The 11699-nt window shown below is 38.2% G+C and carries 19 protein-coding genes and 1 pseudogene; 10 read left to right on the forward strand and 10 right to left on the reverse strand.

Annotated elements, in window-relative coordinates; genetic code table 11:
• Window positions 1–40: 40 nt before the first annotated feature.
• Window positions 41–262, forward strand: a complete 222-nt coding sequence (locus S3O_RS17670; protein ID WP_192805849.1) for a hypothetical protein — start codon at window positions 41–43, stop codon at window positions 260–262.
• Here the strand turns inward: S3O_RS17670 and S3O_RS0101570 are convergent.
• A complete protein-coding gene (locus S3O_RS0101570; protein ID WP_010597300.1) occupies window positions 239–430 on the reverse strand; it encodes a PD-(D/E)XK nuclease-like domain-containing protein in 192 nt (63 codons plus the stop codon). The two genes, S3O_RS17670 and S3O_RS0101570, sit on opposite strands and share 24 nt — an antisense overlap.
• A 346-nt stretch (window positions 431–776) precedes the next feature.
• Complete coding sequence (locus S3O_RS0101575; protein WP_010597301.1) at window positions 777–1079, reverse strand: hypothetical protein; 303 nt, start codon at window positions 1077–1079, stop codon at window positions 777–779.
• 204 nt (window positions 1080–1283) lie between these two features.
• On the opposite strand from S3O_RS0101575, the gene S3O_RS20245 reads away from it, so the two are divergent.
• Both S3O_RS20245 and S3O_RS16940 read left to right on the forward strand, forming a co-directional pair.
• Window positions 1284–1487 (forward strand): response regulator, encoded by a 204-nt coding sequence (locus tag S3O_RS20245; protein ID WP_408005650.1) that lies wholly within the window; start codon window positions 1284–1286, stop codon window positions 1485–1487.
• Window positions 1439–1642, forward strand: a complete 204-nt coding sequence (locus tag S3O_RS16940) for a response regulator (RefSeq protein ID WP_010597302.1) — start codon at window positions 1439–1441, stop codon at window positions 1640–1642. Before S3O_RS20245 ends, S3O_RS16940 begins: the two co-directional genes overlap by 49 nt.
• Window positions 1643–1881: 239 nt before the next feature.
• Here S3O_RS16940 and S3O_RS10550 read toward each other — a convergent pair whose 3' ends face one another.
• The gene (locus S3O_RS10550; protein WP_010597303.1) at window positions 1882–2640 is read right to left on the reverse strand and encodes a tyrosine-type recombinase/integrase; all 759 of its coding nucleotides are present in this window, start codon (window positions 2638–2640) and stop codon (window positions 1882–1884) included.
• 454 nt (window positions 2641–3094) lie between these two features.
• Here S3O_RS10550 and S3O_RS0101595 point away from each other — a divergent pair, with 454 nt between their 5' ends.
• The 6 genes and pseudogenes from S3O_RS0101595 (at window position 3095) to S3O_RS0101620 (ending at window position 7024) form a co-directional block, all read left to right on the forward strand.
• Complete coding sequence (locus S3O_RS0101595; protein WP_010597304.1) at window positions 3095–3871, forward strand: hypothetical protein; 777 nt, start codon at window positions 3095–3097, stop codon at window positions 3869–3871.
• 882 nt (window positions 3872–4753) lie between these two features.
• Window positions 4754–5146, forward strand: a pseudogene (locus tag S3O_RS10555) (DUF4385 family protein); the annotation flags it as partial.
• A 503-nt stretch (window positions 5147–5649) separates the two neighbouring features.
• Window positions 5650–5814, forward strand: a complete 165-nt coding sequence (locus tag S3O_RS17875; protein WP_156792681.1) for a hypothetical protein — start codon at window positions 5650–5652, stop codon at window positions 5812–5814.
• Between the two features lie 5 nt (window positions 5815–5819).
• A complete protein-coding gene (locus tag S3O_RS17880; protein WP_202797990.1) occupies window positions 5820–6098 on the forward strand; it encodes a hypothetical protein in 279 nt (92 codons plus the stop codon).
• 112 nt (window positions 6099–6210) lie between these two features.
• Window positions 6211–6615 (forward strand): site-specific integrase, encoded by a 405-nt coding sequence (locus S3O_RS17885; RefSeq protein WP_202797991.1) that lies wholly within the window; start codon window positions 6211–6213, stop codon window positions 6613–6615.
• Window positions 6616–6793: 178 nt separating this feature from the next.
• Window positions 6794–7024 (forward strand): hypothetical protein, encoded by a 231-nt coding sequence (locus S3O_RS0101620; RefSeq protein WP_010597306.1) that lies wholly within the window; start codon window positions 6794–6796, stop codon window positions 7022–7024.
• A 131-nt stretch (window positions 7025–7155) separates the two neighbouring features.
• Here S3O_RS0101620 and S3O_RS16950 read toward each other — a convergent pair whose 3' ends face one another.
• The 7 genes from S3O_RS16950 to S3O_RS0101655 form a co-directional block, all read right to left on the reverse strand.
• Window positions 7156–7311 carry a hypothetical protein gene (locus tag S3O_RS16950; RefSeq protein WP_156792682.1) on the reverse strand — a complete coding sequence of 52 codons (156 nt, stop codon included), beginning with the start codon at window positions 7309–7311 and terminating at the stop codon, window positions 7156–7158.
• 2 nt (window positions 7312–7313) lie between these two features.
• Window positions 7314–7634, reverse strand: a complete 321-nt coding sequence (locus S3O_RS0101630) for a glycosyltransferase family 9 protein (protein WP_010597307.1) — start codon at window positions 7632–7634, stop codon at window positions 7314–7316.
• Between the two features lie 75 nt (window positions 7635–7709).
• Window positions 7710–7916: a hypothetical protein gene (locus S3O_RS0101635; RefSeq protein WP_010597308.1), complete on the reverse strand. Its 207-nt coding sequence runs from the start codon at window positions 7914–7916 to the stop codon at window positions 7710–7712.
• Entirely contained in the window at window positions 7909–8163 is a 255-nt protein-coding gene (locus S3O_RS0101640; RefSeq protein ID WP_010597309.1) for a hypothetical protein, read from the reverse strand. The genes S3O_RS0101635 and S3O_RS0101640 overlap by 8 nt, the downstream gene beginning before the upstream one ends.
• Before the next feature lie 549 nt (window positions 8164–8712).
• A complete protein-coding gene (mreD, locus tag S3O_RS0101645; protein ID WP_029463586.1) occupies window positions 8713–9195 on the reverse strand; it encodes a rod shape-determining protein MreD in 483 nt (160 codons plus the stop codon).
• 25 nt (window positions 9196–9220) lie between these two features.
• Window positions 9221–10111 (reverse strand): rod shape-determining protein MreC, encoded by an 891-nt coding sequence (gene mreC, locus S3O_RS0101650; RefSeq protein WP_268869426.1) that lies wholly within the window; start codon window positions 10109–10111, stop codon window positions 9221–9223.
• A gap of 14 nt (window positions 10112–10125) precedes the next feature.
• Window positions 10126–11166 (reverse strand): rod shape-determining protein, encoded by a 1041-nt coding sequence (locus S3O_RS0101655; protein ID WP_010597312.1) that lies wholly within the window; start codon window positions 11164–11166, stop codon window positions 10126–10128.
• A gap of 242 nt (window positions 11167–11408) precedes the next feature.
• On the opposite strand from S3O_RS0101655, the gene gatC reads away from it, so the two are divergent.
• Window positions 11409–11696 carry an Asp-tRNA(Asn)/Glu-tRNA(Gln) amidotransferase subunit GatC gene (gene gatC / locus S3O_RS0101660; protein ID WP_010597313.1) on the forward strand — a complete coding sequence of 96 codons (288 nt, stop codon included), beginning with the start codon at window positions 11409–11411 and terminating at the stop codon, window positions 11694–11696.
• Window positions 11697–11699 lie beyond the last annotated feature (3 nt).

Below are 11699 nucleotides of genomic sequence, written 5' to 3' on the forward strand. Positions count from 1 at the left end.
TTATCGCGATGGATGAGACAAGGAGAGCATTGCGGAAGCAATGCGCAGTCGAAGAACCCGAGATAGGCGCAGGTTGACGAGCGAAGCAGGAAACGCGCCGCGCCGTAAAGTCATTTGTGGCCAGAATGGTCCAAGTGCGTCGCGGATGCAGGACGAATCTCGGCCTAATTTGAGTCGCGTCATGCGAATTAATTTTGGGGACAGGATGGCCAAAATTTTTCATGAGCTTAGCGACTCCCTATTTGGAAAAAGACCAGGCTGAACCATCCTGAGCTGTCTTCAAATCTGCGACTAAACTAGAGCGTAAAATATCAGGGCGGCATTTACATAAAATGCCGGTATTAGGATCTTTCCAATAAAGGGATTGCTCTATTTGTGCATCAGCTATTAGCTTTAAAGCCACCTTATTTTGATGCAGACTTTCTGCCATTTGCTGAAGCTCTTGAAACTGTAATTCCGTTATAAATGCGCTGTTGGCATGTTCGGTTTGAATTTGATGCCAATGTTCTGTACCAGCTTACGTTCGCTTATTAAACTTCGGCAGCATAAAGTAGTGTTTCCCAAACTCTTTGGGTTCTAAGATAAATTCGTGCAAGGCTTTGCAAATACCTGTGCGGGTGTTTCGGCGTCAGGCACGTAGTAAGGATTAAGGTATTTATACCCGTAGTGATAAGGAGATTTTCTAAACTCCATCAATGCACTACGTCTAATTCCAGGCCCTTGGTGATAAGCGTCGTTGGAAATAGCATAAATTCCTGGTTGTATGGACTCTTGAATTAGGCATAAGTCACCTCCTGCAAATAACCTTCTTGGTTGAAATCATAGTCAGAGTCATCGCCAAAGGTAGAATGAAGCGCTTGCTTGTCTTCTTCTTTTTCTAAGGCGTTATCAATGCAATAAGCGACTTGTACGTCATATTGGCTATTTCCTTCGATGACTATATCGACAAGATATTTATACAGTTTCTGCAAGCTTTCTTGAGAGCCATTAGGAAGAAGCGCGTTAAATCCTTCATATTCCGCATCAATGGCTAAGGTTTTGTTTTCCTTAAGTGCTGCAATGGCTAAAGCTTTCTGCATTTTTTTGGGTAATTCTGAATAATAAGATATATAAATATCTGAAACATTCAGATAGGCTATCTACAGAATAGGAAATAATGAAAAAAGTTGTTGAATTGATTCGCCACACCTTTTTTAAAACAGAAAGATAACGTAAAAAAACAGGAGGGTTTTCCAAAAAACTCCATTCTTTTAGCTGAAGATACCCCACTTACCGTACGGCCTATAAAAAGTTTACTTGAGCAACGAGGTTATCATGTTACTGCTGTTGAAGATGGAAACAAAGCACTTAATTATTTGAAAAGCTATACTTATGACTGGGTATTGTTGGATCTTGTTTTGCCTGAAGTTGAGGGGACTGATGTCGTAAAAGATTATCGTTGCTGGAAAAACAAACTAGTAAGCTGTATCTTCCTATCTTTGGTTTAACCGCCTACCCTTTTAAAGAGATGGCGCACACTTGTAAAGAAGCAGGAATAGATTATCTTTTTGAAAAACCATTCAAAGCGGATTATCTAAAAGTAATTGCAGAATTTCTAATAGAAAAAGCAACAAAAATCCGTGCGGGACTTTTGCGTAATTGAAACGTGCTTTTTTATGCTTTTGCGTGACAATTGTAATAGCCGCCACAGTTAAAATTGTTATTTTTTCAATTACTTACGTTTCAAGTGCATACCTGTTAATCATTGGGTCGCAGGTTCGAGTCCTGCTCGTGGATCCAGAAATCTTTCTAAAATCAATCACTTATATAGACACTCTACTCTACGCATTTCAGTTTTACCAATATTTTACCAAAATTTTACCAAAATTCGGTCTAATAAACTTATCCGTCACTTGCTTCAAGCGTGACTGATAGATTGATATCTAAACCAGCTTCGACCTCCGTCCATTGCGGCTCATGTCCCGCCTTATATTTATCTGTCATAGCCCTTGTTTTATGTCCGGCCAATGCTTGAGCATCAATACCCTGCTTTTCGTATAAAGTAATTCCTAAAGACCGAACCTCATGGAATGTGGGTCGCTTCCTGGTAGACACTGCTTTAAAACGAGGCAATTTATCTCTAATGTAAGAAAAAATCTTGGTAAGATAATCTGGTGTTATCTGGCTAAAGTGTCTCTTGCTGTCCGCCTTATAATTTTGCTTACTGCATCTATCAGGTCTACGATGGAGAATATAGGGACTTACGATCAGATCACGACACCGGCTTATTATTGATTCCAAGGTTGGCGTTATTTTTATTTTAAGGTGTGCAGACTCGCCATGTTTTTCAGTTTTTTTCTGAATAACATATAAATGTCCATCTTTAATATCTGTAAACTTTAAATTGACTAAGTCTTCTCGTCTGTGCAAGGTATGTAGCCCTAAATCTAATGCATTCTTAAACCAAAGCTCAGATTCTACATGGTGATAGATTTCTAAAAAGTCATCTAACTCTAAGCGTTGACGCTCTTTTTCTTCTGTCTCAGGTATTGTTTTCTCAGCTGGGTTTTCCTTACATATCCCCTTTGAAATCGCATATCTGAAAATTAGTAGTAATAAACCCCGATAACGATTGGAAGCGACAGAAGGAAATGTATCCAAAAATATTGATATGTCTTGAACTGAAAGCTCATCCGTTATTTTCTCGCCTAACGCTTTACGTATATGAACGAGTTTTTTCTTATAATCCTTACGCGACTGAAATTAGACCACGATACGTCCTGTAATATTAATCTTTCCTTAAGTATTATCAAATAATTCCTTAATTATCGATATGTAAAATCATCAACATTTAATATTAATCTTTCCTTAAGTATTATCAAATAATTCCTTAATTATCGATATGTAAAATCATCAACATTTCACTAACCAAGATGTTTTATATGACAAAAAATACTATTCAGCCTATCAATAAATTTGAAAAAACCGGGAAAGTATTATCAGGAGGTTTTCACAAAACAATCGAAGTAAAAAAAAGCAAAATCAAAACTTACTAGAATTATGTGGTGTAAAAGTACCTAAAACCTATCTAATTAAAAGTGAAAATGGATACCTTTTGGCTTCTCGTATAGAACCAGGTTTTAAAGATTTAGCGAACTGGATTGGTATAACAACAAATTTTGACCGTATTAGACATGGATTCTCACTTCAAGATCCCAAAGCTTTTTCTAAACAGCGTATATCAGGAAAACGCACAAATAATAATCAAGAAAAACCCATTATTGGTCTCTTTGAAAACCTTGCTGTATTTGTTTTTTTAGGAGATTACGACACAATAGGAAACGGATTTGGAAATGTCGGTTTAATTGAACACGATGATCATTTTCAAGCGATAAAAATTGATCCGGAACAGTGCACTCTATCATTTTTTCCGAGTAAACCAATAGGACCTCTTTCATTTTTTTCGACTGATCCAACAAGAATGTTTGATAAAACGATTGATAGCTTATTTAATGAAAATAAGGACTTTGTATTCAGAATACCTTTTGGAAAACTTGCAGATAAAGGAATAAATACCCAGGTATTTCGTCACGCTACCCAAGAACAAGTTATGGATGGAATCCATCGTATCGTTAAATTATCAGACCAACAACTCCATACAGTTATTTTCAATAGAGAAATAGTAGGTTTACCTGATGCACATAGAAAGCATATTTATGATGAATTAATTAAAAGGAGAGATAAATTGAGAGAAATGGTCGATTCTGGCAAAAAAATAACGATGAGGAAACAGAATAAATCATCTAATTCGTTTTTTAAACCCAACACGCCTCGGATTACAGAACAAAAACAAGAAGATGCCAGTATAGCTAATACACAAACGATGAGATAAGGAGAGCATTGTGAAAACAATGCTCCGTCAAAGAGGCTGATGAGAGATAGGCGTGCGTTGACGGGTGCAGCAGGAAACGCATCACGCTGTAAAGTCATTTGAGGAAGCGAGGTCCGCACGTAACCCAGAATAGGTTACGTGCGTCGCTGACGCAGGACGTATCGCGGCTAATTTCAGTTGCGTCATGTGAATTAATTTCAAGCTCAGGACGACCGAAATTTTTCATGAGTATAGCCAACTCACTTGATTAGTCGAACAATCATTTCACTCCATCTCGAACAGAAATTTCACTATGCTCGAACATTACACAAATCAAATTGGTCATTTTTAAAACTAAAAAATCATCATGTCTCATGACCAAATTTAACGTAATAAAAGGTGCTAAAAAGCTCGAAAAGGCTTTACCAAAACCCTAGCGTAAGTTATTGATTTTACAGGACTCTAAAAGCACTAAAACAACCTACCCTCTTCAGCAAAAAACAAAAAAATGTATCTTTTTTCAAATACTTAAGTTGATCACAAGCAGAAGACTGTTAATCATTGGGTCGCAGGTTCGAGTCCTGCTCGGGGAGCCAGTCATATCCGGGGCACTCAGAAAAAACATATAGCAACAAATCTAAATAAAACTATTCCTTTCCCATTTAAGGGGGCAGCTTAAGCACATAAAACTTTAACTCTTAAGCGGTAATTTGCCCCCTCTCTTGGGAGACACTTTATGTTTAATAATTTTATCAGTACTATGTGACCTGAGAGTCCCCTCTGTTTTTATGTTTTGAATCAAATTTTTTGCACTTCTATCAAAACCGGAACTCTCCCTTTTTTAAGCTCTGTTAATAGAAGCCGTTATCCTTGGAAAAAAGATATTGATTATCTCCGGAGCTATATCGTGTGGGTAAAGGAGAACAAGGGGTATTAATCTGCGAGCCTTACAAAAGTGAACTGTTACCTTTTTGGCATTTTAAGACGCCTCAAGAAGCGGAAAAAAGTAGTGTCGCTTTATTTAAACTTTTTAAACACTATCTAAAAAATAAAGAGTTTGTTGGTGCTGATCTTGCACGTAAATTTTTACAAATGGGATTTACTCGTGCAAGGCGGTATGCAAACTATCGTGGTGGACGTAAATATAGCACTTTAGATAAAAAATTATTGCCTAAAGGTACTGGAGAAACATCTAAAGCTATTAGCGCTAATCTATTTTATAAAAAGTGGCAAAAAGCAGAACAAGATCCTTCTTATAAAGAACAGAAAGCGAATTGGAAAAAGTTATATGGCTAACATTAGTTGGGTCTGTCCCACTTCATGGGGGTAGATTAAGAACAGGGTTGTGCTGTTTCTTCATCTTGGGTTGCTCGTTGGATAGCAAACATGACAAACTCATTTGGATTTCGTGGATAAGCCTTTTCAGTGCTTATCTGCATATTGAGCATGAAACTCCCTGTGAGACTGTCGCACTTCTAACTAGAATTCACGCGGGATTAATTTACCCACTTTTTTGGGGGAGACCCCAAAAGCCTCTCTAAGCAATATCGAATATTTTATGAACAAAATTAGTGCCATTTTTTTAAAATGCCCTGCAAGTGCCCTTTAAACAAACTATAAAAATATAATCTATTGAAAATATTATTAAAATACAAATAAACTAATGATTAATTATCAGTTGTTGTAATTTATATTTACTCAAAAAAACGAACAGCTCAAGATGGACAAATTAGTTTTCGAGTCAAAGTTAGGCTTAAAGATTTCCCCCACACAAACCGCCACTTTTCAACGATTAACCGATGCTCAAAAATGGGCACAGAAAACAGAAAATTGAAGCTTCTTTACGTGAAGGACGGCATTTTAGAACCTCTGAGGCCAAACGCCATACCTTGGCGCAAGCCATTGACTATATTATATTCAGAAAGCATTACCTGCTCACATCAAAAAAGAAAGAAACCAATTAACTTAATTGCACGGGTGGAAAGAAACATTAGGCCATTATTCACTTGCTGAAATAACACCACTTTTATTGGCAGAAAAACGGGATAAACTTCTTGCAGAAAAAACTAAACGCAAAAAGTTACGTACGCCTGCTACGGTTAATCGTTACCTTACTGCCTTAAGTCATGTGTTTACTATTGCTATCAAGAAAGATCGAAAAGAATCCTTTACTCAAAGATCACTAAACTTACAGAACCGCGTGGCCGTGTGCGCTTCTTATCGGATGAAGAACGTCTACGTTTATTAGAGGCTTGCAAAGCCAGCGATAGCGCAATTCTTTATACGGTGGGGTTATTAGGCACTTTCTACAGGTGCTAGGCGTATGGAGCTTCTAGGTTTGCCTTTGGAAGGATGTCGACTTGCAGCGTGGCGTCATTATCTTGCATGAAACTAAAAACGGAGAGCGACGTGTACTCACCTTAAGTGGTCATGCATTAGAGCTAATGAAACAATATGAAAAAATACGGGACTTAAGTTGCGATCTTGTTTTTCCTGGTAAGAATCTGAAAAAACCGATTGACATTCGATCTCCTTGGGAAACAGCTTTAAAACGCGCTGGCATTACTAATTTTCGCTTCCATGACCTTCGGCATAGCGCGGCTTCTTATCTCGCCATAAATGGCGCAAGTTTATCAGAAATCTCAGAAGTATTGGGCCATAAAACGTTGCAGAGGGTGAAACGCTATGCACATTTGTCCGAAGCTCACACCAGCAAGGTAGTTGCTAAGATGAATGAGGAAATTTTTAATTTTCAAAATAATTGAAACTGCTTGGGAATAAATTATTTTTTTATTTAATCTAGATGTTTACTTACTTAATTAACCTTTTTTGTTAATTAATATTCTTCAAAAGATATAAATTTACCACCGGTAGTATTGGAGAAACACTACACCTACATTTATCATATGCAATGTACATAGTTAATATATACAGAAGTTCAGTATGCATAATGATAAATCTGTAAGTTCCATCTCAACTCGTTACATCCCTGCTCCTAACTGGGAAAAACACCATGAATGGCCTAGGCCTAAGGTCGGCGGTTTACGTAATCTAATATTTAACCGCTATACAAACGGGTTTGACAAAGTTATTAAAAAAGTGGGTAAACGCATTCTAATTGATGAGGCCGCCTTTTTTAATTGGATTAATGAGCAAAGCAAGCAAGGTGGCTAAAAAGATAAAAAATTACTAATCAATACAACCTTTAATCTCTGAACTAAAAAGGAGCTTTTTGAATATGCGAATTATTGAAAAAGGCTTATGTACCGCAAATACACAAGCCTTTAGAAAACTTATCGAACCCCCTAATTGTAAAACAAAAAATCAAAAAACAACTTTAGCTGTAAAAGTTCCGCTAAACGTAAATTCATTAATACAGTGTGCGTATGATCATTATCAAAAAGAATCGCTTTAGAAAGTAAATAACGCTTCCACCACCATTGTTTATCCCGAGCTAACACACCTATTGATTTTTCCCTGCGAAAAATGCGTATAAAATGGCTCGATCCGACGGCAGTGTCGCCAATGCATAATCGTAAATCTGAAAAATACTTTGAATCAAACGTAGGTGTGCACGCAGTTTGGGACGTTCTTCTATAGTTAAGGTCTGGTGAATTTCTGGATTTGCTTTTAAAACGGACTCCGTACCTTTAAAAACAAGCAAATCAATGCGTGTTTTAGGCCAATGATGATGGAGTGTATGCACAAGAGGCGTGGTAAATAATACATCGCCCAGGCGACGGGTACAAATAATTAAAATTTTTTTAGGCGCTTGAACAGCCATGTCCCACTAAAATGAAATCAAATCGTTTGAATATGAGGATTTATTTTACCGGATAGAGTGAGCGAACTCTATCTTTTACTGATCATTTACTCTATCGCGTTTACTTTCTCCAAAACACTGTAGAGAATAGAACTCATCTTTAAGATCTTTAAACCATTTCACCCGGGAATCGATACCCACAATTTCACGAATTACCTGAAACATTTCTGCATAAGGATAATTGCAATCAAAATCGTGTTCAAATTTCCGTCCATCTGAAAGTTGAATGATCACTTTACTCACGCAAGCCTCCCAAGCCGGTTTTGCTACTTTTCTTAGACCTCTGTTGTGTTACCTTACGAATCTGTAAGGAAGAAATTGTACTTAAATTTTTGGCTAACCAACTATTTAAATCAGAGTCCTCTCCGGCAATACTAATCGCAATTGGTTTTTCAATATGCGCAGCAATTTTCGGTGCAATCCGATCTTTAAACGCAACGCTTTGTGAGTTATCCACCCAATTTAAATGACTATTTGCTTTATTGAACATAATTCCCCCTTGGAACCGTTGTATTGTCTACAACTTAGAAAACCTTACCCGTTTCCTTATTGATTAACATCGCTTTTTCTTTATTTATATTTTTTAAATTAAAAGCATGCTTTTATTTTGGTTTTCCTGTCATGATTTTATACGACACTTTTTAGATGACCTATCCTTTGCTTTATGCCTTAACCTCCGTTTCTCACAGCGTTTTTTTAATAATAGCGTGCTGCTTTCTTCATATTAGGTTCAGTAAGACGATTTTTTTGATATTTTTTTAAGCTTAAGGTATATCGAGCATCTTTCACTTAAAACCTCATTTTTCTAGATATAGTGTTTACTTAATTATAAATAACTACATATTGTATTTATAGTCATTACTTACAATATATTATTAAATAAACTTAAATTTATGTTAGCAAAAGAGTGCATTATACACAAGTTTTTAAGTGGTTTTTCACAGGTTATACAAAGGTTATTCTTAATAATAATGCACAGAGCGCGTGTTAGTTTATGTTTACTTTCTAAAAAAATAAATGCAATTTACTGATTTGAAAATCAGCTAAGCGGAGGGGGCATCGGTTTTAAAAGTACTTTCAACACAGGCCAAATGAATACGCTACTTAGAGCCGTCATCCCTATTCCATAAAGTGGGGTATTTCCTCCTAAGCTGCGATCAATCAAAAATAAGATCAATTGATAGCCCGTTAATAATATAAAAATGAAAATAAGTTGTTGCATCAGTGGGAACATGGGAAAACGTAACTGAAAACGATAACAAATAAACACTAGCAAACAAAGTACTAAACTGTGTGTGCCGAAATAGGTTCCAAACAAAGCATCCATACAGAACCCGAATAAGCTCGCTAAAATAAAATAAGATTTTTCAGGCCATAACATGGTCCAGTAAATCAGTAAAAGAGGAATCCATAAAGGTAAAAATAGAGTCGCCTTGGGTGGGAAAGGCAGAATAGAGACAATCAATGCGACTAAAAACGTCACATAGAAAAAAACAGATTGTCCCAGCAACGATGATTTCACAACGCCTCTTTTTTAAGCGAAAAAGTTATTTTTTTTTACCTGACGAAATCGGTGGCGATTTTTTTGATCCAGTCGATGAAGGTGCGGTCTGCACTGCTTGAGTTTGAATCAATAAAACCGGTCGATTACGATTCAACTGTGCACTCGGATCCACTTCAATCAAAGCAAAAGGCGCAGCAACATTCGAATTTACCGAGCTCACCAAACCGACTGGGTAACCCGCTGGATAATGCCCACCTAGCCCCGAAGTAACCAACAAATCATTCACGCGAATATCTAATGTACCTGGAATATCTTTTAAAATGAGTTTGGCTAAACGCCCATGCCCCACGAGAATACCACGTACCTCACTTCGTACATCCTGCACCGGAATTGCACTCCTAAAATCAGTCAATAATAAGACCCGACTCGTCCATTTGTCGACACTAACGACCTGACCCAGAACACCGTCTGCATCAATGACCGGCTGCCCAACACAAACATCGTCTGCTTGACCTTTATCGAGAATCACCTCATTGAGCAATGGATCTGCGTTTACGGAAAGCAAACGAGCCACTTGCAAATGTTGCTTTTTAAGGTGTGAAGAAGAAGCGAGTAATTGATTTAACTGTCGATTTTCACTTTCTAGCGCAGCAAATTGTTGTAATTTAGCTTCCAATAACAGTTGCTGAGTCGCTAAACGCGCATTTTCAGTACGCAACATCGCTTGTGTAGCGAAATCGTTTTTTAACGTATCCACCCAAGCAATCGGTTTGTCGACCAAATATTGCAAGGGTGCTACTAAGTCATTGCCAACACGGCGTAAGGAAGGAAAATAATGTCGATAATCCAGAAAAATCAGGATGAAAGATAAAACCATAAAAAAAACAAGGCGTAACCATAAGGGTGTTTTTCGATGGTTAAATAAACGATTAATACTCGATCCTCTGTTTAATCTTTAATTAAAAAGCCTCCGCCCATCTCGTCGATAATTTCTAAAGCGCGGCCACCTCCGCGTGCAACACACGTCAATGGATCTTCAGCCACCACCACTGGCATTCCGGTTTCTTCAGTAATTAAACGATCCAAATTACGTAGCAACGCGCCACCACCCGTTAAAACCATCCCACGCTCTGAAATATCTGCGGCTAATTCGGGCGGAGTTTGCTCTAATGCCGTACGAATCGCACCGACAATATTTGATAAGGGCTCCTGTAATGCCTCCAATACTTCATTGCTGTTCAGAACAAATGCACGCGGTACCCCTTCGGAAATATTACGACCTCGTACTTCCATTTCATGGACTTCAGGTAAAGCAAATGCAGTTCCAATTTCATGTTTAATTCGTTCGGCCGTAGGTTCACCAATTAAGCTTCCGTAATTACGACGAACATAATTGACTATGGCCTCATCAAAGCGATCACCACCTACGCGTACGGATTGAGCATACACCACGCCGCCCAAGGAAATAACCGCTACTTCCGTGGTCCCGCCACCAATATCGACCACCAAGGAGCCACGCGCCTCATCAACGGGCATGCCCGCACCAATGGCTGCCGCCATAGGTTCTTCAATAAGATACACTTCTCGCGCACCCGCACCTAAAGCCGATTCGCGAATCGCACGACGTTCTACTTGCGTGGAACCACAGGGCACACAAATTAAAATTCGCGGCGCTGGGCGTAAAAAACGATTTTGATGCACCTTATGAATAAAATGTTGTAACATTTTTTCTGTTACAAAAAAATCGGCAATCACTCCATCTTTTAAGGGGCGAATCGCATTAATATTGCCGGGCGTTCGCCCTAACATCCCTTTTGCTTCCCCACCGACAGCTAACACGGATCGTTGGTTACCCTCTTCCGTACGAATGGCGACGACAGACGGCTCATTGAGGACAATTCCTTCGCCACGCACATAAATGAGAGAATTGGCTGTACCGAGATCAATGGAAATATCTTTGGAGAATAATCCGCGAAGCTTGCTTAACATAAGAGTTGGTTACCTACCTAGAGCGTTTAACTACACAATATAGTGTGTGCCTAGACACTTTAGCAAATATGGAAGATTTTATGCAAGCAACAAGGTATAATACGCCCTTCTTAATGCAATGGGCGAACACTTTTTTTGCATTATCTCATTTTTTAGATAAAAATACCTGATAAATAAAAAATGGCTTGTTTTATTGACAATCCGGTTGCTCATATCCAATGATGATTTGTCCTTGTTAAACCATGACGATTTCACGCGATGATGTTCATAAAGTAGCGCAATTAGCGAGTTTACATGTTGAAGAAAGCGAATTATCACGCTACCAAAAAAATTTACAAGAAATTCTTGATTTAGCCAAACAAATGGCAACAGTGGATACCGAATCGATTGAACCGATTGCCCATTGCTTTGAGATTGCGCAGCGTTTACGCCGCGATTGTGTCACTGAAACCAGTCAACGTGACACACTCCAAGCGCTCACTCCTCATGTTGAATCGGGACTCTATAGCGTTCCTCCCGTTATTGAATAATAA

The sequence above is a fragment of the Rickettsiella massiliensis 20B genome (assembly GCF_000257395.1).
Taxonomy (GTDB): domain Bacteria; phylum Pseudomonadota; class Gammaproteobacteria; order Diplorickettsiales; family Diplorickettsiaceae; genus Diplorickettsia; species Diplorickettsia massiliensis.